This is a genomic window from Nocardia blacklockiae, assembly GCF_015477355.1.
Taxonomy (GTDB): domain Bacteria; phylum Actinomycetota; class Actinomycetes; order Mycobacteriales; family Mycobacteriaceae; genus Nocardia; species Nocardia blacklockiae.
In genome coordinates this window covers 113,219-138,130 of sequence record NZ_JADLRJ010000016.1, presented here as the reverse complement: position 1 = coordinate 138,130, position 24,912 = coordinate 113,219, and the positions used below count along the sequence as shown (strand labels likewise).

Sequence of the window (24,912 nt, the reverse complement as noted above, 5' to 3'; positions counted from 1 at the left end):
CGCCCTGGCCGTTGACCATGTCGTAGAGCAGGGTGCCCGACAGCGGGCCTTCTTTCTCGCCGGGCGCGGGTTTGAGCGCGTCGGCGAACTGGTCGATGGTCTTGATCATCGTGTCCAGCTCGACCGGCGTGCGGGTGCGCTCGACGGTGAGGTGCGACTTGTCCGGCAGGGTCGGCCCGCCGGTGTAGCGGGGGGTGAGTTCGATGTGGCGATCGGTGACGATGGACGGCGAGATCAGCGCGGCCGTCACGTCTTTCGGCAGTTTCACGTCGCTCTTCACGACCATGTGGACCTCGACGAACTGCCCCTTGGGCACGATCTTGTCCACCTTGCCGACCTCGAGACCGAGCACCGTGATCGGGTTCCCCTCGAACATGCCGGCGATATTGCGGAAGTCCGCGGTGATGTGCTGTGTCGTGCCGACCGCGTCCTGGACGTCGGTGGGCACCACCGAACAACTGCCGATCGCCAGCGCCGCCACACCGAGCACCGCCGCTTTCGCGGCGCGCATCACTGTCATCCCTGGCACCCCTCGTGAATTCGAGCGAAGCACAACCAGTTGTCCGGGAACAGCCACGGCAGGCCGACCTCGCCGTAGGGTCCGTCGCCGAGCGCGTTGTTCAGCTGCCGGATTCCGACCGGCATGGTCTGCAGCAGCCGGTCCAGGTTGTCCTTGTTCTTCTGCAGGCCCTCGGCCATGGTGTTGAGTTGCACGATGGTCGGGCCGAGCTGGTTCTCGTTCTCGGCGCCGATCTCCTGCAGCTGCTTGGTCAGCCCGGCGATGTTGTCGAGGAGCTGCCGCAGCAGTGCCTGCCGCTCCATCACCCGGCCCGCGATCGCCTGCCCCTGGGTGATCACCAGCAGCACGCTGTTGCGGTTGTCGCCGAGGATGGTGGTGACCCGGTCGAGATCCTTGAGCAACTGGTCGACCTGGTCGCGGCGGTCGTTGATGGTCTTGGCCAGCGCGCCGACGCTGTCGAGCGCCTGCGCGGTGAGCTGCGGCTGACCGTCGATCTGGGCACCGATCACCTGGAACGACTCGGCCAGCTTCTTGGTGTCGAGCGCCTCGAACTTCGGCGTGCCGACCTGCACCACATCGGCCAGGTCGTAGGGAACCTGGGTGTTGTTCTTCGGGATTCGCTTGCCCTTCAACCCGGAGCCGTCGCCCGGATCCAGGTTGATGTAGCGCGCGCCGAGCAGGGTGGCCATCTTGATCGAGGCCTTCGCGTCCGGACCGAACTTCACGTCGTTGTTCACCTGCAGGGTGAGCAGCACGTGGTCGCCTTCGAGTTCGGCGCCGGAGACGTTGCCCACCGGCACGCCGGACACGTTGACCTTGTCGCCGACGCGCACGCCGGCGGTCTGGGCGAACTCCGCCTTGATGTCCTGGGTGCCGACGCCGAGCTTCTTGTAACCGCTGGAGGCGATCAGCAACACCACGATGAGCACCGCGCCGAGCACGCCCAGCCAGAAGTAGCGATTGCTGTTGAAACGGGTCTTGAGCTTCGTCATCATGGCCGGCACACCGCCGAGTGCGAGTTGCCGCCGATCTGGGTGAGCAGACCGCGGGGGAGCAGGATGTTGTAGAGCGAGACGTCCAGGCTGCAGATGTAGGCCGACGCGTAGGCGCCGTTCTGCGTGAACTTGCCGAGATCGGCCATGATGTTCGGCATGTCCACGGCGGCCTGGTCGAGCTTGGCGCCGTTCTCGATCAGCAGGGTCAGCGCGTCGGTGGTGGAGCGCTGCGCCTGCGCCAGCTTCGGCTGGATCTGTCCGACCATGTTCACCAATCCCGTTGTCGCGTCGGCGATCTGCACCGTCGACTGCTGCAGGGATTGACCCTGGTCGTACAGCCCGCCGATGAGCGCGCGGGTCTGCGTCACCAATGTCTCCAATTCGTCGCCCCGTTTGGCCAGGCCCTGCATCGTCGCCGACAGGTTGGTGATGACGTCGGCGAGGATGGCGTCGCGGCGCTGGAAGTCGCCCGCCAGCGCGGCGGCCTGGGTGAGGAAGGTGCTCAGCGACACCCCGTCACCCTGCAGTGCCTGGATGAACGTGGTGGACAGGTTGTTCACCTGCTCCGGCTGCAGCACCTGGAACAGCGGCTGGAAACCGTTGAGCAGGCCCGAGATGTCGAACGACGGCTCGGTCTGGTCCAGCGGGATGGTGCCCTTGTTCTTCAGCGGCGCCGCGTCGCCCTTGGTGCCCGGGGCCAGCGCCACGTACCGCTGGCCGATCAGGTTCTGATACCGCACCAGGGCCTTGGTGTTGCCGAACAGCGTCTGGTCGTCCTGCACCACGAAGGTGACCTTGGCCCGATGCTGGCCGTCGAGCTCGATCTTCTCGACCTTGCCGACCCGCACCCCGGCCATCCGGACATCGTCGTTGACCCGCAGGCCGAGCACGTCGCTGAAGGTCGCCGAGTAGGTGCGGGTGGAACCGGCGACGTTGCGCGCCAACGTATTCCACACCAGGACCGTCACCAGGACCGACACGATCGCGAAGATCCCGAAGCCGATCAGCGGCTTGCGAATGCTCATCGGGCTGCACCGCTTTCGGTGACTTGCAAGGTTCCACCCCTCAGGATCGAGCTCAGCAGCAGGTATTCGGCGGTGGTGGGTTTGCGGCCCAGCAGGGCCTCGACGGCGGCGTCACCGGTGTAGGCGCCCGCGATCGGCGCCGCGGCCGGATGCGTGGGCGCCGCGTCGGCGGCCGGCTGCACCGGGGCCGGGGCGGGCGCGGCGGCGCCCGGGAGGAACTGCTGGAACAGTCCGCCCAGCGGCGTGCCCGCGAACGGGTTGGCCGGCAGCGGTCCCGTCGGCTGCGCCGTCTGCTGGGGGGTCAGCCCCGGCAGGTCGGGCAGGCCCGGCATCGGCACCGCGGGCGGCAGGCCCTGCGCGGCGTCCAGCGCGCGCGGCTTCATCGACTCCGGCAGCGGCGGCAGCTCGACCACGTCCGGCGCGGTGACGCAGCTGGGACCCGCCATCTCGCCGTAGCGCGGGCAGTCCGACCGGTCGTACGGCTTGTACGGGGTGAACGTGATGCCCAGGTTCCACACCATCTGCCGCTGCGGACCCCAGTGGAAGGTCGTGTTCAGCTGGCGCACCGAGCGATTCAGGTTGGCGATGGCCTGCGGGATGGCGGCCGGGTCGGACGCCAGCGCACCGAACATGTCGCTGGTGCCGGCGGTGATCGACTTGCCGAGATCGGGGTTGCGCGCGAACAGCGCGTTCACCTTGTCGACGGTGCCGGCCGTGCCGGCGAGCAGATCCGCCAGCTGCTGGCGCTTGTCGGAGATGGTCTGCGCGGTCTTGACCGAATCGGCCAGCACCCCGACCAATTCCGGCGCGGACTGGTTGAGCGCGTGGAACGAGGAGGAGAAGTCGTTCAGCGTCTGATCCACGTTCGGCACCGCGCCGCGCACCTGGGTCAGCCAGTTGTCCAGCCGCTCCACGGTCGAGCCGGGCACCCGCGAGCCGCCCTCGAGCGAGTAGGACAGCGTGCTCAGCACGCGGCCCAGCTGCACCGGGTCGATCTTGTCGAGGATGGCGCGCACCGTGGTCAGGGTGTCCTGCAGGGCGATGGTGCCCTCGCTGCGGTCCTCGGGGATCTGCGAACCGGCGTGCAGCGACGCGGTGTCGGGCCCGTTGTAGACCAGTTCGACGGAGGTCACCGCGAACAGGTTGCTGGGCACCACGCGCGCGGTGACGTTGGCCGGGATCTCGTCGATGTACTCCGGCTTCATCTCCAGGTTCACCTGCTGCAGCTCGCCTTTGGCGGCCACCGAGACATCCTTGACCGCGCCCACCAGCACGCCGCGGAACTTCACGTCGGCGTTCTCGGGCAGGCCGTCGCCGGTGGTGGTCATGTTGGCGGTGACCTTCACGACCGAATGCAGGATCTTGCCCTGGTAGCGCGCCATCAGGAAGGCCAGGATGAGCGCGAAGACGGTCAGCCCGCAGGCGCCGGCGATGAGCAGTTGCCGCATCGTCGGTCCGCGGCCACTCGGATCGATGATCATCTGCTGCCCCTTACCCCGAGATCCTGATGCCCGGGTTGATGCCCCAGACCGCCAAGGTGATGAACAGGTCGGCGAACACGACCGCGATGATGCACAGCTTGATGGCGCGACCGGCGGCCACACCCACGCCCTCGGGACCGCCGGAGGCGAAGAACCCGTAGTAGCACTGGATGAAGGTCGTGATCGCCACGAAGACAATCGCTTTCAGCAACGACCACAGCACGTCGTGCGGGATCAGGAACTGATAGAAGTAGTGCTGGAAGGTGCCGGTGGCGGTGCCGCCGATCAGCTGCACGGTCAGCGAGCAGGTGATGTAGGCGAACGGCAGCGCCAGGCAGTACAGCGGGATGATCGCGATCATCGCGGCGATCATGCGGGTGCTGACCAGGTACGGCAGCGGCCGGATGGCCTGCGACTCCAGCGCGTCGATCTCCTCGGAGATGCGCATGGCGCCCAGCTGCGCGGTGAACCGGCAGCCCGCCTGCGAGGCGAAGGCGACCGTGGCCAGCATCGGCCCGAGTTCGCGCGTGGTGGCGAAGGCCGAGACGGCGCCGGTGATCGGGCCGAGGCCGAGCAGGTTCAGCGAGTTGTAGCCCTGGATGCCGACGGTCATGCCGCCGAACGCGCTGAGGATGAGGACCACGCCGATGGTCCCGCCGCCGACGACGATATTGCCGTTGCCCCAGGTGACATCCGAGAGCAGGCGCCACACTTCCTTGGGATAGTGCTTGAACGCCAACGGCATCGAGCCGATCGACCGCAGGAAGAAGAACACCTGGTGACCGATGCGCGCCAGCCAGTCGCGCGGCGCGGTGGCCGACGACCGGATCCGCTGAAAAGGCCGCAGTAGCGGCGGTACATAGGTTGACGACACCAGCTCAGACCATCTGTGAGGGGAACAGGGTGTTGTAGATCTGCGTGATGATCAGATTCACACCGAACAACATCACCGAGGACAGCACCACGGCCGTGTTCACCGCATTGGCGACACCACCGGGGCCACCGCGGGCGTTCAGCCCGGAATCGCACGCGATGATCGCGGCGAGCAGGCCGAAGATGAGCGACTTCACCAGGGCGGCAATCAGATCCGCGACCACCGCGAAGGAGGAGAACGTGCCGATGTAGGAGCCCGGCGTGCCGTTCTGGGCGAAGACGTTGAAGACGTAGCCGGTCAGGAAGCCGACGAAGACGACGAAGCCGCACAGCAGCACCGACACCAGCATGGCCGCGCCCAGCCGGGGGGCGACCAGCCGCCGCATCGGGTCGACGCCCATCACCCGCATCGCGTCGATCTCCTCGCGGATCGTGCGCGAGCCGAGATCGGCGCAGATGGCCGAGCCGACAGCGCCGGCGATCATCAGCGAGGTGACCAGCGGGGCGCCCTGCTGGATGATGCCCAGGCCGTTCGCGGCGCCGATGAACGAGGTCGCGCCGACCTGCCCGGCGACCGAGCCGACCTGGATCGAGACGATGACGCCGATCGGGATCGCGACCAGCAGCGTGGGCGCGGCGGCGACGCTGGCCATGAACGCGCACTGCCGGACGAACTCACCGAACGGGAAGCGCCGCCGGAAGATGCTCACGAACAGCTCGGCCACGGCCGCGATGCCCATGGTGATCTGGCGACCGAAGGTCTCCAGCGAACGCTTGGGATGGTCCTGCCAGTACGCCTTGGTCCAGTCGACCGCCCCACTCATCCGTGACCCTGCCGGCGGACTGTTGGTGAACTGCACTGACTAACCCCTCTCGACGCCGGTTACCTGCCCCGGCGACTGTTTGCTTGACGCACCTTACTACGGAGTTAGGAGAAACACACCATAATGTGTGCTTGCCGTCATAGACGCAGATCACGCTTACCGGACCACTGTGATCGGCGACATGTAGTTGGGTCGAACCACAAACAACAACGTTATTTTCTAGAACCCGTTACAGTTTCTTGAACGGTTGCCCAACTTCCCCTCTCCCACTTTTTCCCGGATTGAAATAATCTAAATTCCGGCACTTCCGCAATCCCCGCACAAAAGGCTATCCGCGCGGTGCGGGGAATTGAGGTCATCGTCGCGGGGTGTCGCGCCGGCCGCGACGCGCCGGGTGACGGGCGGAAAACAGGGACGCCTCGGACCCCGGCGTAACGGCGCGAACCCGGCCGTCGATGCGGCTGGCGAAGCAGCAGTACGGAGCGCGCCCGGGCACGAATACTGACAGGATGTAGTACTACATGGCTGATATCGTGCGGGCTTCCGACGTCTGGAGGGACATGTTCAACAAACTCGCCAGGGTGGCTCAGGCCGCCTTCGCCGTCGCCGTGGGTACGGCACTGCTCGGGACGGGGGCGGGCGTCGCGCACGCGGACCCCGGGCCGGTGATCGGCGGTGGCTCCGGAATCATCATCGACAACCAGTTCGAGTGCACGGTCACCACCATCGGCCACGACTCGGCGGGGCGCCTGGTGGGTCTCACCGCCGGGCACTGCGGCGAAGCGGGCTCGAAGGTGTGGTCCGAGCAGGATCGCGGCGCCGGGGAGATCGGCACCTTCGCCTACTCCAACCACGAGCTGGACTACGCGGTCATCGAATTCAACGACAAGGTCGTCCCCGTCAACCGGGTCGGCAACGTCACGATCGGCGCCGTCGGAGCGCCGCCGGCCTTCCCCTCGATCGTCTGCAAGGAGGGCCGGACCACCGGCAACACCTGCGGCATCACCTGGGGCGACATCTTCCAGACCGATGAGACGTGGACGCAGATGTGCGTCGTGGAGGGCGACTCCGGCGCCCCCGTGGTGGTCGGCAACACGCTGGTCGCGATGGTGAACGCCTACCTCGCCGTGGCCTGCTTCGGCCCCGAGGTCGGCACCAACATGAGCGCCATCATGGCGGACCTCAACGGCCGCGGCCGGACCGGCGCGGGCTTCGCACCGATCTGATCCGGCATTCGGAACGCACGGGGCGGTGAGGATTCCTCACCGCCCCGTTTCGTGTGGGTATCACTGCCCCGCAACACGATCCGGCTGGCGGGGCGACATCTACTCATTGCCCCGCAGCGTGTTCCGACTGGCGAGGCTGGACGGCCGGGCCCGTGACCGCGCATTGCGGCAGGCAGTCGACGGTGTGCGGGGCGGGGCGGGGGCGGCGGGGCGTACCGAGCAGCACGCCCGCCAGTACGGAGCCCGCCACCAGCAGGGCCGCGCAGATCCGCATGGCGACGGTGAAGCCGTGGTCGATCACCGCGGCGTCCCCGATCGATCCGGAGATTCCGGCCAGGCCCGGCAGCGCGGCCACGGCCAGCAATTGCGCGGTGCGGGCCACGGCGTTGTTCACGCCCGAGGCGATACCGGCCTCGCCGGCGGGCACCGCGCCCAGCACCGCCCCGGTCAGCGGCGCGACCAGCACCGACAGCCCCAGCCCGAAGACCAAGACCCCCGGTAGCACCGCACGCAGATAGCCGGTGAGCGACGCCGCGTCGGGCCCGATCCGCAACAGCAGCAGGACCCCGGCCGCGGCGAGCAGCGGCCCGGCGGTCATCGGCAGCCGCGGCCCGTGCCGCTGCGCCCACCGCCCGGCGGGCGCCGACAGCACCAGCATCAGCATCGTGACCGGCAGCGTCGCCACCCCGGAGGCCAGCGGCGAATAACCGGAGACCTGCTGCAACTGCAGCACGAGCAGGAAGAAGACGCCGCCGAGCGCGGCGTACACGGCCAGCGTCACCAAGTTGGCCGCGGTGAAGACGCGCCCGGAGTGCGGATCGCGCCGGGCCCCATCGCCTGTCGCCGCGCCCGTGAACAACGCGGGCGGCACCAGCGGATGGTCGCTGCGCAGTTCGATCACCACGAAGACGCCGAGCAGTACCAACCCCGCGACGCTGAGCAGGGGCACGGCTTGGATCAGCCCGAGCGTCAGCACGCCCAGCCCCAGCGCCACCACCAGCGCGCCGGGCACATCGAGCCGATCGGGGGCGTGCGGGTCGCGGCTCTCGGGCACGTGCCGCACGGTCACCGCCACCACCACCGCGGCCAGCGGCAGATTGATGAGGAACAGCGACCGCCACCCGGCCACCTCGATCAGCCAGCCGCCGAGGAAGGGGCCGAGCGCGCCGGCGATGCCGCCGAATCCGGACCACAGCCCGATCGCCGCGCCCTGGTCTCGGTCGTCGATGGAGGAGGAGATCAGCGCCAGGCTGCCCGGCGTCAGCAGCGCACCGGCCACGCCCTGCACGATCCGGGCGAGCACCAGCATCTGGATGTTCACCGCGGCCCCGCACAGCACCGAGGCGGCGGCGAAACCCACGGTGCCCCAGACGAACATCCGACGTCGGCCGAACCGGTCACCGAGCGCGCCGCCGAGCAGGATGAACGAGGCCAGCGTCAGCGTGTAGCCGCTCAGGGTCCACTGCAACCCGGCGACCCCGGTGTGCAGCGACGCGCCGATCCGGGGCAGTGCGATGTTGACGACCGTCGCGTCCAGCGCGGCCACCGCGGACCCCAGCACGGTGGCCAGGACGATCCAGCGGCCCGTCGCCGAGTTCAGCCGCGGTAGCTGCGTGGTGCTCATCGGCACCACGCTACGGGTCCCGGCCCGGCCGCGGGTCAGAGATCCTGCACGCAGACCACGAATTTGCGCTGCTCGTAGACGAATCCGCCGTCGTCGTGCGGGCAGGCGTCGACGCTGTCGGTGTTCTGCAGGATGCTCAGCACCCGCACGCCCTCGACGGCCGGTGCGCCGCAGTCGATGCGCTTGGTGACGTCGCCGCCGAGGTCCATGCACCCGCCGATCACCCAGTCGCGGTCCAGGCACAGCGCGCCGGTCTCCCGTCCGCGCAGTTCCTCGTAGTAGACGTTGTCGGCGTCGGTGGCGCACTGGCCGGAGGTCGGGGCCTTGCCGATCACCTTGTAATTGGACTGGGCGCTGCCGCACGCCGCCTCGGCGATGGTGGCCTCCGCGTTGCTGCCGCCCAGCGTCACGCAGTCGCCGATCTCGGCGTGGAAGTCGACGTGGCCACCGGTGGTCGGTTTCGCAGGAGAGGTGCTGGGCGCCGACCGCGCACTGCTGGTCGCGGCGTTGACGAGGGATCTGCCGTCACCCGCCGACGGGTGGCCGCTGATGGTCGACCCGCAGGCGGCCAGGCCCGCGGCGGCGACAACGGCCGCCGCCGCCAACAGAATTCGCACCGGCACATGCTAACCGCCGATGCTTCACATTGGTGCCGCCACCGGGTGTGATCGGTCACGGAACCGGGCCCCGCGCGAGTCGGATCCGGCGTTGCAGCAAACGATCTGGGTATGGTGAGGAGGTCGGCCCGAAGGGAGTTCTCCGTGAAGCTGATCAGCGCAATCGTCTGCTCGGCGGCCGCGGTCGGGGCCTGCGTCAGTGCCGCCGGTGCGGCTTCGGCAACCGACGTGCATTGCGATTCCGCCGAGGGCCGCGACATCACGCTGGTGGACGGACGGACCGCCTGCCGGGCCGCCGCCGACGACTCCGGGCACGCGCGTGCCGCCGGTCTGGACGGCGTCGGCTACGCGAAGGCCACCGCCGGGGCGACGGCGCTGGGCGTGGGCGCCGCGGGGGGCATCGGGGCCAGCGAGGGTGCGGCCGGGCTGCCGGTCGCGATCGGCCTGGGCCCCGACGCCTACGCGTTCACCTCGCTCGGGGCGGCACCCGCCGGCGAACGGGTCGGAATCACGGTGGCGCTGAACGGATCCCGCGCCCAGCTCGATTCCCGCGAGCACACGGTCGCCTGCCTGGGCTCGGCGGCGGTGGCCTGGGATTCGCACAGCGGCGCGGGGTGTCTCGCGACGCCGGTGGGGCTCTGGCGCACCGCCGCCGCCGCGTTACCCTGACCTTCCGGGTCCGCGACGCACGCGGCGGACCGTGCACGACGGCCGCATCGCAGCGGCGACAGGAGGGGCGGCATGACCGCGGAAGCGCCTTTTTCGGAGTCGGGATCCGAGCCTGCCGGGACGCGCTCCGAGTCGCCGGATCCCGCGGCCGTCCCCGTCGAGTCGGCGGGACAGATGGTCATCGATCCCCGCTTCGTGCCGGTGGTCGATCGGTTCTTCCGGATGTTCGGCCGGCCCGCGCGCGGCGGCGGGGCGTTCGCGGTCTACCTGCACGGCCGCCCGGTGGTGGACGTGTGGGCGGGTTACTCGGCCCCGCACCGGCGCTGGCAGCAGGACACCGTGGCGCTCAGCTTCTCCACCGGCAAGGGGGTGGCGGCGACCGTGCTGCACCGGCTCGCCGAGCGCGGCCTGATCGACTACGACGCGGCGGTGGCGGAGTACTGGCCGGAGTTCGCCGCGCACGGCAAGGACACGATCACGGTCCGCGACGTGCTGTCGCATCGGGCGGGCCTGCACCGGGTGCGCGGTCTGGCCACCGATCCGGACGGCATCCTCGACTACGACGCCATGGTGGCGGCGCTGGCCGACGCCGTGCCCGACCCGCGGCGGCTGCAGACCTCCGGGTACCACGCGGTCACCTTCGGCTGGCTGGTGGCCGAACTCGTGCAGCGGGTGACCGGCGACGAGTTCACCGAGGTGCTGCACCGCGAGATCGCCGAACCGCTGCACACCCCCGAATTCTGGTACCGCGTGCCGCCGGACCAGAAGCACCGCATCGCCCGCACCTTCCCGCGCCTGAACGTGCCCGGAATGCGCTGGGACACCGCCTCTTCCATGATCGCCCGCGCCCGCGTGCTGGCCGCGGTGGCCGATGCCGGCATGCCCGCCGGGCTGGACCTGATGGTCGTCGACCCGCGCGTGCACGACGCGGTGATCCCCGGATTCAACGGAGTGTTCTCGGCGCGCGCCCTCGCCCGCATGTACGGGGCGCTGGCCAACGAAGGCCGGCTCGCGCCGGACGCTCCGGCACACGATCTCGCCGAGACGCCGCTGCTGCGCCCGGAGACGATCGAGACGATCAACCGCGTGCAACGCACCGGGCACCGCGACTACGTACTCGGTGTGCAGGTGCCGTTCACGCTGGGCTATCACCGGCCGCCCGTGCTGTCGCGGCATCCACCGCGAAAGGCGTTCGGCCACTACGGTGTCGGCGGTTCCGGCGCGTTCGCCGATCCCGAACTCGGCATGTCGGTCGCCTTCGTCACCAACCGCCTCGGCAATTCGATCACCACCATCGGCGACGGGCGGCTGGCCCGGCTGGCGGGGCTGGCGCGCGCGGCCGTGCTCCGGGACCGCGGCCGCCCGGGTCGCTAGGGGCGCGGCGCCCGTAGGGGTGGAGCCGCCGCACGGGCGCACGGACCATGAGCTGAGCAGCACTTCGGTGACGAGCAGCGGGGAGGTCCCGTGGCGGTATTTCCGGACGTTCGAACCAGTCGGCGTCGGGCTACGTGTCGAGTCGTATGAACGCGCGATCGACGGACCCGCGGCCGCGGGTACCGCGGCTGACGCTGGCGCACGCGTTGTGGGCCGGAATTGATTTCGAACGGTATTTCCGATGGCGGCGCGAACGCGACGGCGACCCGTTCTTCGTCCGGTTTCCCGGTTTCGGCGCGGTGTTGTTCACCGGGACCGCCTCGGGCGCAAAGGAATTGTTGCGCGCCCCGCGCGAGATTCTGGAACCGCCGCAACCGAATCCGATAGAGCCGCTGGTCGGTTCGGCGTCGTTGATTCTGGCGCGCGCGGCACGGCACCGGCGGGAACGGACACTGCTGGCCCCGGCATTTCACCGCGATCGAATTCGCCGTTACGGCACCGTGATTCGCGAGGCGACGGTGGACGAGCTGGCCGGGGCGGGCTGCACGCCGCCGTGGCGGCCGGGCACGCGGGTCGACGCCCGGGCCGCCGCGCGCGCGATCACGCTGCGGGTCATCCTCGGCGCGGTGTTCGGCGTGGACGACCCGCATCGGCGCGCCGAGTACACCGCGGCGGTCGGCGCCTTCCTGACGGCGTTCAGCGGTCCGCTGATGCTCGTCCCGGCGCTGCGGCGCGGCGCGTTCGACCGCGCGCCGTGGGACCGGTTCGAAGCCGCGCGCGCCCGCCTCGACGCCCTGATCGATGCGGACATCGCGCGGCGGCGCGGCACGGGCGAGCCGGGTGCCGACATCCTCGGCATGCTCCTGCACACCCGCTACGACGACGGCACCGGGATCTCCGACGAGGATCTGCGCGACCACCTGCGCACCATGCTGGTCGCCGGGCACGAAACGACCGCCACCAGCCTGGTGTGGGCGCTGTTCCGGCTGCACCGGCAGCCGGACACGCTGCGGCGGCTGCGCGCCGAACTCGACGACGCCGGCGAACTCCCGCCCGACGAACTCGCGCGGCTGCCGTACCTGGACGCGGTCTGTCACGAGACGCTGCGGCTGCACCCGCCCGTGCCGATCGTGCTGCGCCGGCTGACCGAGCCGTTCGCGCTGTCCGGGGTGGCGCTGGCCGCCGGCGACACGATGGGGATCGCGCTGCCGCTGCTGCACTCCGACCCGGCGATCTGGGCGGAGCCGTCGCTGTTCCGGCCCGAACGCTTCCTCGAGCGGCACTACGGTCCGCTCGAGTTCGCGCCCTACGGGGGCGGCCATCGCCGCTGCCTCGGCGCCGCGCTCGCCGACTACGAACTCCGCATCGTGCTGGGCACGCTGCTCACCCGGGTGGTCCCGGCGCTGTCGCCGCGGTACGCGCGCGGCCGAATCCCGCTGGCCGTGCCGCACAACATCGCCACCGGCCCGCACGCGGGCATCACCTTCGACATCGTGTCGGCATGTCCGCGATCCGCCAGTCGAGAGTGATTTACCTCACAATGAGGTTTGTAGGGGTATCGGTCCGGTTCGCGCGACGGGCCGCGAGCCGCCCGCCGACTCGCCGATGCGAACGGCGCAGACGCCCCGGTCGCGGGGCCGATCGGCAGGGCGGTGACGCATCGCACACCCGTCGGTCGATCTCCATAACCGGCGGAAGGCCATTGGCGTGGGTCTCCGCGAGATGTAGTAATGGATGCCGGGTCGGGGTCCCGCTTCACGGCCGGCCGTGAAGCCCACGCACCACAGATCTTCCTGCTCGCGAGTCCGCGTGCGAAATGAGGATGGAGAGGACGAAACGGCTGTGCGCACCACCACCTGTCGGAGACCCGCACGGGACACGGCGACCCGAACGATGCGAATCGGCGTGCTAACGCTGGCGGCGGCCGCCGCCGGTGCGATCGCCTTCGCACCCGCCTCGGCCGCACCGCTGTGGCCGGGCGGCCCCGAGGTACCGGGCGCACCCGCCGCGGTGCCGCAACCGCAGCCCGAGCCGGGCGCCGCGCCGCTGAAGAATCCGCCGCCGCTGCCGCAGGCCAACTTCGCCGCCCCCAACATCGGCCCCGGCGACGGGGACGTGGTCGGCGTGGCGCAGCCGGTCGTCATCAACTTCAAGGAGCCGGTCGGCGACCACGCCGCCGCCGAGAAGGCCATCCGCATCACCTCCTCGAACCCGACCCAGGGGCACTTCTACTGGTACGGCGACAAGCAGGTGCGCTGGCGGCCGGAGAACTTCTGGCCCGCCAACTCCGACATCACCGTCGAGGCCGGCGGCACCAAGGTCGCCTACAAGATCGGCGACGAGGTGATCACCACCGCCGACGACGCCACCCACACCATCACGATCACCCGCAACGGCGAGGTGATCAAGGAGATGCCCACCTCGATGGGCAAGGCGAAGCACGAGACGCCCAACGGCACCTACTACGTGGGTGAGAAGAACCGGAAGATGATCATGGACTCCTCCACCTACGGGGTCCCGACCACCGATCCGGAGGGCTACAAGCTCGAGGTCGAGTACGCCACGCGCCTGTCCAACAGCGGCATCTTCGTGCACTCGGCCCCGTGGTCGGTGGCGCAGCAGGGCGTGTCGGACACCAGCCACGGCTGCCTCAACGTCAGCCCGGCCGACGCCCAGTGGTTCTTCGAGAACGCGCAGAAGGGCGACCCGGTGATCGTCAAGAACTCCACCGGCACCTTCAGCGCCGGCGACGGCATGGGCGACTGGAACTGATCTCCCGCTGACACGAACGCACACCGCACGGCCCCGGACCTCGTCCGGGGCCGTCGTGCTGGTTGGGGGCAGATGCGCATCCACAGTTCAATGGGTGGGCATCGGCGCTTAACCGGTCGGTCGCTCCGAGCCGTCAAGCTGCCGCGGTGGGATCCGGGTCCGAACGAGTACTGCCTCGGGTACGCGGCCTGCGGGGGCGCCCCTGGACCGATTACGCGCTGTTCGTGGTGCTGGTCGCGCCGAATCTGGTACTGCTCGGGCTGTTCGTGTACCGGCCGCTGCTCGACAACATCCGGCTCTCGTTCACCGACCGGAGCCTTTCCGGCGCACCGGCGCACTACATCGGGCTCGGCAACTACCGGGAGTGGCTGGGCCGCGCCGATTCCTGGCAGATCGTCACCAACACAGTGGTATTCACGCTGGGCGCGGTGGTCGGCAGCCTGGTACTCGGGCTCGCGCTGGCGCTGCTGCTGGACCGGAAACTGTTCGGCCGCAACGTGGTCCGCTCGGCGGTCTTCGCTCCGTTCGTGATCTCCGGAGCGGCCGTCGGGGTGGCGTTCCAGTTCCTCTTCGATCCCGGCTTCGGCCTGGTGCGGGATGTATTGCACCGGCTGGGCGTGTCGAATGTGCCGGACTTCTACCAGAATTCGCACTGGGCGCTGTGCATGGTGACCGTCACCTACGTGTGGAAGAACCTCGGCTACACCGTCGTCGTCTACCTGGCCGCGTTGCGGAGCGTGCCGCGAGATCTGTTGGAGGCGGCCCGGATCGACGGCGCGGGCCACTGGGCCACCTGTTCCCGGGTGCTGCTGCCACAGCTGCGGCCCACCACGTTCTTCCTGTCGATCACCGTCCTGCTCAACTCGCTGCGGGTCTTCGACCTCGTCCACGTGACGACCCGCGGCGGCCCGGTGGGCACCGGCACCACCACCCTGTCCTACCAGGTCTATCTGGAGTCCTTCCGCAACTTCCGGGCGGGCTACGGCGCGGCGGTGGCCACTCTGATGTTCGTGGTGCTGCTGATCGTGACGCTGATCCAGGTCCGCGTCATGGAACGGGGCGAACGATGAACCGGCGGCGCGCGGCAGCGGTGCTCGGTTATGCCGCGATGGTGTGCGTGCTGATCCTCGTGGGCGTCCCGCTGTTCTGGATCGTGACCACCTCGTTCAAGACGCGGCCGGAGATCTACACCCAGCCGGCGGTGTGGTGGCCGCGCAGCCCGCATCCGGGCAACTACGCCGAGGCGACGACCGCCGTGCCGTTCGGGACGTTCCTGCGGAATTCGCTGATCGTCACCGCGCTCGTCGCCGCCGTGAAATTCGTGCTCGGCGTGCTGAGCGCCTACGGGCTGGTCTTCCTGCGCTTCCCCGGCCGGAACCTGGTGTTCCTGGCGATCGTCGCGGCGTTGCTGGTGCCCAACCAGGTCACCGTGATCTCGAACTACGCGCTCATCGACCAGCTGGGCTGGCGAAACACCTTCCAGGGCATCATCGTTCCGCTCTGCGGCGTCGCCTTCGGCACCTTCCTGATGCGCAACCACTTCCTCTCGCTGCCCACGGAGGTGATCGAGGCGGCGCGCCTGGACGGCGCCGGTAGGTGGCGGCTGCTGACCCGGGTGGTGCTGCCGATGTCGGGACCGGCGATGGCGGCGTTCGCGGTGGTCACGCTCGTCAACGAGTGGAACGAGTACCTGTGGCCGCTCCTGATGGCCGACGACGCCCGCGTCGCCACGCTGCCGGTCGGCCTGACCATGTTGCAGGACACCGAGAATCCGTCCGTCACCGACTGGGGACCGGTGACGGCCGGGACGGTACTCACCGTGCTACCGATGCTGGTCGTGTTCCTCGCCCTGCAACGGCGCATGCTCGCGAGCCTTACCGCGGGTGTTCACCAGATGCGTACGCGCTCCGCGGGATCCAGGTAGAGCCCGTCGCCCTCGGTGACGCCGAACGCCTCGTGGAAGCCGTCGAGGTTGCGGACCACGCCGTTGCAGCGGAACTCCGCGGGGGAGTGCGGGTCCACGGCCAGGCGGCGGATCGCCTCCTCCTTGCGAGACTTGGTGCGCCACACCTGCGCCCAGCCGAAGAACACCCGCTGCAAGCCGGTGAGGCCGTCGACGACCGGCGGCTCGGCGCCGTCCAGCGCGATCTTGTAGGCCTGCAACGCGATCGACAGGCCGCCCAGGTCGCCGATGTTCTCGCCGATCGTGAATTCGCCGTTGACCGTGTGGTTGTCGGGCAGGTCGGCGGGGGAGAACCGGTTGTACTGATCGATCAGTGCCTTGGTGCGCTTGGCGAATTCGGCGCGGTCGGCGTCGGTCCACCAGTCGACCATGTTGCCGTCGCCGTCGTACTTGCTGCCCTGGTCGTCGAAGCCGTGGCCGATCTCGTGACCGATCACCGCGCCGATCCCGCCGTAGTTGGCGGCGTCGTCGGCGTTCATGTCGAAGAACGGCGGCTGCAGGATCGCCGCGGGGAAGACGATCTCGTTCATGCCCGGGTTGTAGTAGGCGTTGACGGTTTGCGGCGTCATGAACCACTCGTCGCGGTCGACCGGGCCGCCGAGCTTGTTCAGGTCGCGGTCGTGGTCGGCGGCGTAACCGCTGCGGTAGTTGCCGACCAGATCGGCCGGGTCGATGCGCACGGCCGAGTAGTCGCGCCAGCGGTCCGGGTAGCCGATCTTGGGGGTGAACTTCTCCAGTTTGGCCAGCGCCGCCCGCCGGGTGTCGGGGCTCATCCAGTCCAGTTCGGCGATGTTGCGGCGGTAGGCCTCGATCAGGTTGTCCACCAGCTGCCGCATGCGCTGCTTGGCCTCCGGCGGAAAGTGCTCGGCCACATACAGTTCCCCGACCGCCTCGCCGAGCAGGTCCTGCACCAGCGACACGCCCCGCTTCCAGCGCTCGCGGTTCTCCTGCGCGCCGGTGAGGGTGCGGCCGTAGAAGTCGAAGTTCTCCTCGACCAGCGCGGCGGTCAGGAACGGGGCGCGGGCGCGCAGGATCCGCCAGGCGGCCCAGGCCTGCCAGTCCGCGAGCGATTCCGAGGCCCACAGCCGCGCGAAGGTGCGCATGTAGTCGGGCTGGCGCAGCACCAGTTCGTCGAACAGCTCCGGGCCCGGCCGGTCCACACCCTCGGCCGTCGCGGCAGCCCAAGCCGCCCAGTCGAATTCGGGATTCGTGGCGACGAGGTCGGCGAAAGTGGTGAGGTTGTAGGACAATTCGGCGTCGCGGCGGCGAACCACGTCCCAGTGTCCGGCCGCCAGCTTGCGTTCCAGCTCGAACACCCGCCGCGGGTCCGCGTCGATGCCGGCCAGGGCGAACATGCGGCCGATGTGCTCGACGTACTTCGTGCGGATCTCGGCGTAGTCGTCGCTGCGGTAGTAGGACTCGTCGGGCAGGCCGAGGCCGGACTGGGTGACGTGCACGAGGTAGCGCTGCGAGTTCTTGTCGTCGGTATCGACGTAGCACATCACCGCGCCGCCCACGCCGACACGCTGCAGCCGGCCGAGCAACGCCGCGAACTCGCCGCGGTCGGCGACCTCGCGCACCGCCGCCAGCTCCGCGGCGATGGGCGACAGTCCGGCGGCCTCCACGGCCGCCTCGTCCATGAAGCTGGTGAACAGGTCGCCGATCTTGCGCCGCACGCTGCCCGGCTCCGCCTGCGCCGCCGCCGCGTTCTCGATGATTCGCTGCACGTCGAGTTCGGCCTGGTCGTAGAGCGTGCGGAAGGCGCCGTCGACCGCGCGGTCGGCCGGGATCTCGTAACTCGCCAGCCATTTGCCGTTGACGTGCGCGAACAGGTCGTCCTGCACCCGCACTGCGTCGTCGCGATAGGTCAGATCGAGGCCCGAGGGGGTCGTCAAGTCGGCAGTCACGATCTCCAGTATGCCGATCCGCCGGAGTGGTTGCCGGGGCCTCGTCCGCCCGGCGGCGCCTACACCGGCACCCGGTCGAACTCGCCGTCGCGGACGCCGGCCACGAACGCCGCCCACTCACCGGGCGTGTAGGTGAGCGCGAGACCGCCGCTGGTCAGCGTGGTGGTGCCGTCGGCCGCCGTGCGCGCGACCAGGCCCGTGGCGTTCGACCGCCGACCCCGCAGTCCGTCCAGGAAGTCCATCCATTCGCCCGCCGTGACGGTGAGGACGGGCTCGTCCGCCGGGCGGCGGGCCGGGTCGCGCCGGTACTTGCTGTCGCGGACCTGCACCGCGGCTCCGTCGAACCGGACCTCCACACACTGATTGCCGTTGTTGGTGCGGGTCGAGGTGAACCAGCCGGTGGCCTCGGGCCGGTACCTGACGGTGCTTGGCATGGGCAGGAGCTTACACGCGGGCGTGCTTTCTGATCAGCGCCAATGACTCACTGCGACTGAGGGATTGGTCCAGCGCGCGGGCGTAGGCGAAGGCCAGGTCGCGGACCTGTTCGGGGTTCTCGACGGCACCGCCGAACACCGCGCTCTCGGCCCAGGCGAACGTCGGCAGCCCGGCCCCGGCGAAATCGAGCAGGTGGAAACTGGAGCCGCCGAGGATCGCGCCCGCCGGTGCGCTGAACGGGATCACCCGCACGTCCACGGTGTCGAGGTCGTCGAGCAGATCCAGCAGGTATTCCAGTTGTCCGCGCAGCACCGTCGCGCCGCCCAGTTGCTGCAGCAGCGTCGCCTCGCTCACCACCGCGGTGAGCCGCACCCGGTCCGGGCCGCGCAGGCGCTGCTGCCGGCGCATCCGCACCGCCACCAGCTGTTCCACCTGCACCGGCCGGATCATCACGTCCGCGCTGATCAGCGCCCGCGCGTAGGCCTCGGTCTGCAGCAGGCCGGGCACCACCAGGCTGTCGTAGCTGCGGATGTGGTCCGCGCCGTACTCCATGCCGTAGTAGCGCTGGAGTTCCAGGCCGATCAGCGCCGACGACTTGGCCCACCAGCCGCGCTCCTTGCTGGCGGCCAGCAGCGCCAGCAGTTCGTCGCGCTCGTCGCCGGAGACCTCCAGCAGATCCAGCACCGGGCCGATGGTGTGGAGGGTGAGAACCCGGCGTCCCTTCTCCACATGGGACCAGTTGGCCGGGGTGAATCCGACTCGCTTGGCGAAGGTGGCCGAATCGAAGCCGCGCTTCTCACGCAGTTCTCGCAGGCGCAGGACCAATTCCCAGCGGGCGACCGTGGGGGACAGCGGAGCCATGGGAGGTGATGGTACGCCGAGACCCCCGACAAAGTGTGACTATTGTCATTTTAATTGCGGAGACCGCGAGGTCGGCGGCCGGTCGCTCAGCGCGTCGGCTGCGGCGTGCGCGTGACACTCAGGTTGTTCTCCAAGGTCTGCCGGAAATCGTCCTCGCACTGCTGGACCTTGGACTGGTCGCTGCCCGCGTCGCGAATGCAGTCCATGTAGTCGCGGCCACCGTGGTTGACGAAGAAGCTGTAGCCGACGATCGCCTCGGCGACCGCACCGGCCAGGGCGAGCACGCCCAGCACGATGCCCGTGACGGCCATCCCGAACCCACCGGCCGTGCCGCGCCGCGCCTTGACCGCGGCGATGATGCCGAACAACACGGCGAACGGCCCGAGGATTACGGCCCCGAAGAAGATCAGCAGACCGAGAACCGCGAGAATACCCAACACCAGCGCGGTGATCGCCAGGCCTTTACGCTGCGGCGATTCCTGCCAGTAGGGTTGCCCCGGTTGATTTCCCGGCGGCGGATAATCGCCCGGCGGCGGCGGGGGATACTGCCCGGGCGGGGGCGGGTACTGACCGGGCGGCGGGTACTCCGACATGGCTGTCCTCTCGTTGCCCGGCCGATATGCCGGGTTCGGGCGCTCTGAAATGTTATTGCGCCCCGAGCCGCGCGTGCATCTCCCACACCAGAACTTCCGACGGCGAATCGGCCACCAGGCGCTGCCCGCCGCTGCGGGTCAGGCGTACCGCATCGCCTTCGTACAGGGTGCCGACGCCTTCCATCTCGAGTTCGCCGCGCGCGACGAACAGATGGAGATAGGGGGCTTCCGGAATAGTCACCGGCGCGCTCTCGGCCGCACCCGGCAGGCGCGCGACGTGCAGGGCGGAATGACTGCTCGCGATGGCGATGGCGGTGCGGTCGCGATACTGCGCCAGGCCCGAGGCCACCGTCACCAGGCCGCCGCCGGCCAGCTCGTCGTCGATCTCCAGTTGCTGGTAGCCGGGGGTCAGGCCGGAATCGTCCGGGACCACCCACATCTGCACGAAGTGCACCGGCTCGACGTGCTCGGCGGTGCCGCCCTGCTCCGGCGCCAGCCGCCACGAATCGTTCTTCTCCGAATGCAGAATTCCGGTCCCCGCGCTCATTCGCTGCGCCAGCCCGGGATAAATCACACCGCTGTGCCCCAGCGAATCCTGATGTACCAGCGAACCGCTCAATACCCAGGTGACGATCTCCATATCCCGATGCGGATGGGTATCGAATCCCTGGCCCGGCGAAACAATGTCCTCGTTATTCACTAGCAACAGGCCGTGGTGGGTATTTTCGGGATCGTAGTGCTCGCCGAAGGAGAAGGAATGTTTCGAATCCAGCCACGCCACACGGGTTTTCATTCGGTCGCCGCCGCGGTGGACGTCGATGTGTGGTGTCGTGAGTGTGGACACCGTGGTCCTCCTCTCCGGCCCGAGCACCTCTCACCTTTCAGGGTAGGAGCACATCACGAACCAGGCCCTGAATTCCCAGTAAATTCTAGCGTGCGGCCGTGCGCCCGCCGGGCTCGGCGAGCACCGGGCCGACCACGGTAAGCTTCGGACCGGCGCGCCCCCGGCGGCAAATACGCGGCGCGCGGCTTCGTCGCCCGTGACTGTGCACCGCGGCGCGGCCGGCGCGCGCGACCACCCGTATCATGGTGTGCCGCAACCGGAACCGGAGGTGAAGCGCCCATGCGACCCGAGGTGTTCGCGGGCATCGAGCGCACCCTCCGGGAGCAGGCCCGCGCGGCGGGCATCGACCACTTCGTGGTCGGCGTGGCGCTCTTCCGCGACGGAAAGCTGCTGGTAGTACGGCGTGTCGCCGACGACTGGCAGGGCGGGATGTACGAACTGCCCGGCGGCGGCGTGGAACCCGGCGAGTCCTTCGCCGACTGTGTCACGCGCGAGTTGCACGAGGAGACCGGACTGCGCTTGCGCGGGATCGTCGACGTGGTCGGCGGCTTCGACTACGCGACCCGCACCAAGGCGCGGGTGCGCAAGTACAGCTTCGTGGTGGAGGCCGAGCCCGGCGAGGTGGCGCTCGCGCCCGGCGAGCACGACGAATTCCGCTGGATCGACGCGCAGTCGCTGGCGGGTCTGCCGATGGCACCGGACATGCGCGAGATCATTCGTCTCCTGGTGACCGCGAACAGCGGACACCGCGGATGACCGAACGCCTCGCCTCCGGCTCGGAGGGCTCGCCCGCCCCGGGCGCCGCGCCTCGGCGCGACGTCCTGCGCACCGCGCTGCGCGCGATGACCCGCAGCCCCGGCATGCTGCGGCTGGCGCTGGTGCGTTTCGCCGGGCAGTTCGGCGACGGCATGTTCCAGGCCGCGCTGTCGGGCGCGATCCTGTTCAATCCGGAACGGGCCACCGATCCGCTGGCCATCGCGGGCGGATTCACCGTGCTGCTGCTGCCGTATTCGGTGGTCGGTCCCTATGCCGGCGCGCTGCTGGACCGCTGGGATCGGCGGCTGGTCCTGCTGGTGGCCAACGTGCTGCGGGGCGTCCTGATCCTGGCGACCGCGGCCGGGCTGCTGGCCGGGATCGCCGACACCCCGCTGCTGCTGCTCGCCCTGGCGGTGATCGGGGTCAGCCGGTTCATGCTGGCGGGGGTGAGTGCGGCGTTGCCGCGGGTGCTGGCGCAGCAGTGGCTGGTCCCGATGAATTCGGTGCTGGCGACGGCGGCCTCGGGGTGTGCGGGCGCGGGCGCCGCGGCCGGCGTCGCGCTCATCGGGGCGATCGGCACCGGCGACTTCGGCTCCGCGGTGGCGGTGGCGGTGAGCGCCGCGGGTTCGGTGGTGGGCGCGCTGGCGGCGCTCGGTTTCCGGCGGCGGCTGCTCGGCCCGGATCGCGGCGAGGGCGCGCCGCGCAGTTCGCTGCGGGCCGTGGCGACCGGACTGCGCACCGGCGCGCGGGCGGTCTGGGAGTCGCGCGAATGCACCACCGCGATGATCGGCATCGGCACCCATCGGATCGTGTTCGGCGCCAACACCTTGCTGATGGTGCTGGTGCTGCGGCGCGCGCCCGCCGCGGGCGTGTCGCTGAGCAGCGGCCTGGTCGGGTTCGGGGTGGCCATCGCCGCGGCGGCGTCCGGGATGCTGGTCGCCGCCGTCGTCGCGCCGCTGCTGATTCCCCGGCTGGGCCGGCCGCGCACGGTGGCGGCGGGGCTGGCCACGGCCGTCCTCGTGCAAGTAGCGCTGGTCACGCCCATCACCGTCGCCACCGGCGCGGCCGAGTCGCGCGCCCACCACCTGCTGCTGGTCGGTGCGTTCCTGCTCGGACTCGCCGGGCAGACCATCAAGCTGACCGGCGACGCCACCCTGCAGATCGATATCGACGACGCCCGGCGCGGGCAGGTCTTCGCGTTGCAGGACACCGTTTTCAACATCACCTTCGTGCTCGCGATCGCGGTGACCGCACTGGTGATCCCCGACGACGGGCGGTCGACGGGCGTGGTGCTCGCCGGTGCGGCGCTCTACGGGCTGGGCATCGCCGCCGTCGCGGCGAACTCGCGGCGGCGCACGCTCATTCGATGATCGGCCGGACCTGTTCGTCCCAGACGCCCAGGCCCGCCGGATCGGTGCAGAAGGTGTCCAGGACGCCGTCGTCGTCGAGGTCGAGGGCCGCGATATCGGCGATGCCGTCGAAGTCGCTGTCCCACAGCGCGTCGTCGGCCAGGCCGTCGCCGTCGAAATCGAGGGCGACCCCGTCGTAGAGACCTGTTCCGGACAGCGCCAGGTCCGCCGGGGACGACCAGACGTGACGCACGCCGTCGCCGGTGCCGAAGACGTACTCGATGTCGGCCATGACAATTCCGACGCATAGAAATCGCCGGCGGTTCCCCGCCGTGCCGTACTGCGTACGGGCAATTCGGTCGGTTAAATTGGACGGGCTGTGCTCGGCCCCAGTGACGACGGCGGCCGATTGTGCGATGTCACCGCAGCGCGGCCGGTACCTAGGAGAACTGATACTGCATGGGAAAAGGCACTGCGCCTGCGCTTTTCGGTGTCCTGCTCGCCACGGCCGGGCTCGCGGCGCCCGCCGCGGCCGCGCCGGCGCCGTGGGCGCCCCCGCCGGTGAACGCCTGTAAGGAAACGGGTTTCGATCCGCTGGCGCGCGAACCCGACCCGAACGCCCCGCCGCCTCCCCTGCTGCCGCCGCTACCGCCGAGCATCGATATCCCCGTGCCGGTACCGGAGTTCGTGCCCGTTCCGGTGCCGGGTCCGCAGCCGGACAACACCCGCATCGATCCGGCGCCGCTGCCGCCGGACCCGTGCGGCAACCCGTGCCCCGACATCCGCGACACACCGAAACCCGAACCGACCGAGGTGCCGCCGGAGCCGAACCACTCCAAGCCGGAGACCGCGCCGGAACTCGAGCCGGAGCCCTCGCCCGCTCCGCCGCCTCCGCCGCCGTCCGGATCCGGTGGATCGGGTTCGGGTTCTTCGGAATCGGGTTCGGGCTCGGGGTCCGAGTCGGGGTCGGGATCCAAAGGCGGGCCGTTCAACCTGCCCCGGATTCAGATCAAGCCGGAGCCCGAACCGATTCCGGTCCCGGTGCCCGGCGGCGAACCGCCCGCGCCGCAGACCCCGCCGCCGCCGGTGGTGCATCCGGCCGAGCCGGGTCCGATCGCCGCACCGGTGGCGCCGCGGCAGGTCGAGTCGACGCGGCTGGTGAACCAGGTGACCGGGCACGGCTCGAACAACCGCACCGATATGCGCTGGCAGGTCGACGGCACCGACCTGGGCATCATGTGGGAGACCAAGCCGGGCGAGGTCGCGGTGCTGTTCGGCGACACCTTCGGCAAGGGCTGGACGCCGGGCGGCGCCGGCGGCGCGGGCGCCGACTGGCGCAGCAACGTCATGGGTTACAGCACCGAACGCGACCTGTCCAAGGGCCTGGTCATCGACAACATGGTGCAGGACAGTCGCTGTCACGCCGCCGAACTGCTGGACAGCCGCAAGATCAAGAACTACGAGACCACGGTCATCCCTACCTCCGGTTTCGCGCTCGGCGGCCGCCAGTACATGAGCTACATGTCGGTGAACCACTGGGACCGCATTCCCGGCATGTGGTGGACCAACAACGGCGGGCTGGCCTACTCCGACGACAACGGCCGCACCTGGGTCAAGGACCAGTACGCCAAGTGGGACAACATGTTCGGCCTGAACCGCTTCCAGGTCACCACCATGGTTCCGCACGGCGACTACGTGTACATGTTCGGCACGCCGAACGGCCGCATCGGCGTCATCGGCCTGGCCCGGGTGCGCCGCGACGAGGTGCTCAACAAGTCGGCGTACCAGTACTGGGTGGACGGCACCTGGGCGCCGGCCGCCGAGAACAACGCCACCCCGCTGCTGCCCGGCATCGCGGGCGAGATCTCGGTGCGCTACGACGAGTCCAGCGGCCAGTGGCAGATGGTGTACCTGGATCCGGCGCGCGGCTCGATCGTGCTGCGCACCGCGGCCGAACCGCAGGGCGCCTGGACCGACGGGATCCCGCTGGTGAGCACCGCGGACTATCCGAAGGCATACGGCGGCTTCATCCATCCCTGGTCGTCGGGGAAGGACCTGTACTACACGATCTCGGCATGGGACAGCTACAACGTGTACCTCATGCACACGACGCTGGACGAACCACACTGAGCGACCGCGGTTTCGGCGTCCGGGTGTCCGTGTTGAGCTGTCGCTCACCCTGCCGCGAGCACCCGCGGCTACAC

At 69.5% G+C, this 24,912-nt stretch carries 24 protein-coding genes; 10 read left to right on the top strand and 14 right to left on the bottom strand.

Features of this window, described 5'->3' with window-relative positions; all coding sequences use genetic code 11:
- The 6 genes from IU476_RS32080 to IU476_RS32055 all read right to left on the bottom strand — a co-directional run.
- On the bottom strand, positions 1-520 hold a 520-nt coding region (locus IU476_RS32080; RefSeq protein ID WP_195106058.1), incomplete at its 3' end, for an MlaD family protein.
- A complete protein-coding gene (locus tag IU476_RS32075) occupies positions 517-1,512 on the bottom strand; it encodes an MCE family protein (RefSeq protein WP_195106073.1) in 996 nt (331 codons plus the stop codon). The genes IU476_RS32075 and IU476_RS32080, both read right to left, overlap by 4 nt.
- Positions 1,512-2,540: an MCE family protein gene (locus IU476_RS32070; RefSeq protein WP_195106057.1), complete on the bottom strand. Its 1,029-nt coding sequence runs from the start codon at positions 2,538-2,540 to the stop codon at positions 1,512-1,514. The genes IU476_RS32075 and IU476_RS32070 overlap by 1 nt, the downstream gene beginning before the upstream one ends.
- The gene (locus IU476_RS32065; RefSeq protein ID WP_195106056.1) at positions 2,537-4,021 is read right to left on the bottom strand and encodes an MlaD family protein; all 1,485 of its coding nucleotides are present in this window, start codon (positions 4,019-4,021) and stop codon (positions 2,537-2,539) included. The genes IU476_RS32070 and IU476_RS32065 overlap by 4 nt, the downstream gene beginning before the upstream one ends.
- A gap of 10 nt (positions 4,022-4,031) precedes the next feature.
- Positions 4,032-4,898, bottom strand: coding sequence for an ABC transporter permease (locus IU476_RS32060; protein WP_195106072.1), 867 nt, complete (start codon positions 4,896-4,898; stop codon positions 4,032-4,034).
- Position 4,899: 1 nt separating this feature from the next.
- Entirely contained in the window at positions 4,900-5,718 is an 819-nt protein-coding gene (locus tag IU476_RS32055; protein WP_195106055.1) for an MlaE family ABC transporter permease, read from the bottom strand.
- 560 nt (positions 5,719-6,278) lie between these two features.
- Here IU476_RS32055 and IU476_RS32050 point away from each other — a divergent pair.
- Positions 6,279-6,944: a chymotrypsin family serine protease gene (locus IU476_RS32050; RefSeq protein WP_195106071.1), complete on the top strand. Its 666-nt coding sequence runs from the start codon at positions 6,279-6,281 to the stop codon at positions 6,942-6,944.
- 103 nt (positions 6,945-7,047) lie between these two features.
- Here IU476_RS32050 and IU476_RS32045 read toward each other — a convergent pair whose 3' ends face one another.
- Together IU476_RS32045 and lppU are read right to left on the bottom strand one after the other, a co-directional pair.
- Positions 7,048-8,568 (bottom strand): MFS transporter, encoded by a 1,521-nt coding sequence (locus IU476_RS32045; protein ID WP_195106054.1) that lies wholly within the window; start codon positions 8,566-8,568, stop codon positions 7,048-7,050.
- A 35-nt stretch (positions 8,569-8,603) separates the two neighbouring features.
- Positions 8,604-9,185, bottom strand: coding sequence for an LppU family putative lipoprotein (gene lppU / locus IU476_RS32040; RefSeq protein WP_324194484.1), 582 nt, complete (start codon positions 9,183-9,185; stop codon positions 8,604-8,606).
- Between the two features lie 144 nt (positions 9,186-9,329).
- Here lppU and IU476_RS32035 point away from each other — a divergent pair, with 144 nt between their 5' ends.
- From IU476_RS32035 to IU476_RS32010, 6 genes are all read left to right on the top strand, one after another.
- Entirely contained in the window at positions 9,330-9,854 is a 525-nt protein-coding gene (locus IU476_RS32035; protein ID WP_195106052.1) for a DUF6764 family protein, read from the top strand.
- Positions 9,855-9,926: 72 nt separating this feature from the next.
- Positions 9,927-11,228 carry a serine hydrolase domain-containing protein gene (locus IU476_RS32030; protein ID WP_195106051.1) on the top strand — a complete coding sequence of 434 codons (1,302 nt, stop codon included), beginning with the start codon at positions 9,927-9,929 and terminating at the stop codon, positions 11,226-11,228.
- Between the two features lie 146 nt (positions 11,229-11,374).
- Positions 11,375-12,757 (top strand): cytochrome P450, encoded by a 1,383-nt coding sequence (locus IU476_RS32025; protein ID WP_195106050.1) that lies wholly within the window; start codon positions 11,375-11,377, stop codon positions 12,755-12,757.
- Positions 12,758-13,121: 364 nt separating this feature from the next.
- On the top strand, positions 13,122-14,000 hold the full coding sequence (locus IU476_RS32020) for a L,D-transpeptidase (protein WP_195106049.1): 879 nt from the start codon (positions 13,122-13,124) through the stop codon (positions 13,998-14,000).
- Between the two features lie 146 nt (positions 14,001-14,146).
- Complete coding sequence (locus IU476_RS32015) at positions 14,147-15,070, top strand: carbohydrate ABC transporter permease (RefSeq protein ID WP_195106048.1); 924 nt, start codon at positions 14,147-14,149, stop codon at positions 15,068-15,070.
- Positions 15,067-15,924, top strand: a complete 858-nt coding sequence (locus tag IU476_RS32010) for a carbohydrate ABC transporter permease (RefSeq protein ID WP_195106047.1) — start codon at positions 15,067-15,069, stop codon at positions 15,922-15,924. The genes IU476_RS32015 and IU476_RS32010 overlap by 4 nt, the downstream gene beginning before the upstream one ends.
- Here the strand turns inward: IU476_RS32010 and IU476_RS32005 are convergent.
- The 5 genes from IU476_RS32005 to IU476_RS31985 all read right to left on the bottom strand — a co-directional run bounded on the left by IU476_RS32005 (position 15,888) and on the right by IU476_RS31985 (position 20,603).
- Complete coding sequence (locus IU476_RS32005) at positions 15,888-17,870, bottom strand: M13 family metallopeptidase (RefSeq protein ID WP_438944093.1); 1,983 nt, start codon at positions 17,868-17,870, stop codon at positions 15,888-15,890. The two genes, IU476_RS32010 and IU476_RS32005, sit on opposite strands and share 37 nt — an antisense overlap.
- Before the next feature lie 59 nt (positions 17,871-17,929).
- On the bottom strand, positions 17,930-18,304 hold the full coding sequence (locus IU476_RS32000) for a DUF397 domain-containing protein (RefSeq protein WP_195106046.1): 375 nt from the start codon (positions 18,302-18,304) through the stop codon (positions 17,930-17,932).
- Between the two features lie 10 nt (positions 18,305-18,314).
- Positions 18,315-19,166: a helix-turn-helix domain-containing protein gene (locus tag IU476_RS31995; RefSeq protein ID WP_195106045.1), complete on the bottom strand. Its 852-nt coding sequence runs from the start codon at positions 19,164-19,166 to the stop codon at positions 18,315-18,317.
- Between the two features lie 86 nt (positions 19,167-19,252).
- Complete coding sequence (locus IU476_RS31990) at positions 19,253-19,759, bottom strand: DUF4190 domain-containing protein (protein WP_195106044.1); 507 nt, start codon at positions 19,757-19,759, stop codon at positions 19,253-19,255.
- A 52-nt stretch (positions 19,760-19,811) separates the two neighbouring features.
- Positions 19,812-20,603, bottom strand: coding sequence for a pirin family protein (locus IU476_RS31985; protein WP_195106069.1), 792 nt, complete (start codon positions 20,601-20,603; stop codon positions 19,812-19,814).
- A 279-nt stretch (positions 20,604-20,882) separates the two neighbouring features.
- On the opposite strand from IU476_RS31985, the gene IU476_RS31980 reads away from it, so the two are divergent.
- Positions 20,883-21,359, top strand: coding sequence for an NUDIX hydrolase (locus IU476_RS31980; protein WP_195106043.1), 477 nt, complete (start codon positions 20,883-20,885; stop codon positions 21,357-21,359).
- The gene (locus tag IU476_RS31975) at positions 21,356-22,729 is read left to right on the top strand and encodes an MFS transporter (RefSeq protein WP_438944092.1); all 1,374 of its coding nucleotides are present in this window, start codon (positions 21,356-21,358) and stop codon (positions 22,727-22,729) included. The genes IU476_RS31980 and IU476_RS31975 overlap by 4 nt, the downstream gene beginning before the upstream one ends.
- Here the strand turns inward: IU476_RS31975 and IU476_RS31970 are convergent.
- Complete coding sequence (locus IU476_RS31970) at positions 22,719-23,000, bottom strand: hypothetical protein (RefSeq protein WP_195106042.1); 282 nt, start codon at positions 22,998-23,000, stop codon at positions 22,719-22,721. The genes IU476_RS31975 and IU476_RS31970 overlap by 11 nt on opposite strands.
- Positions 23,001-23,167: 167 nt before the next feature.
- Here IU476_RS31970 and IU476_RS31965 point away from each other — a divergent pair, with 167 nt between their 5' ends.
- Positions 23,168-24,838, top strand: coding sequence for a glycoside hydrolase family 183 protein (locus tag IU476_RS31965; protein WP_195106041.1), 1,671 nt, complete (start codon positions 23,168-23,170; stop codon positions 24,836-24,838).
- The last annotated feature ends 74 nt before the right edge of the window (positions 24,839-24,912 follow it).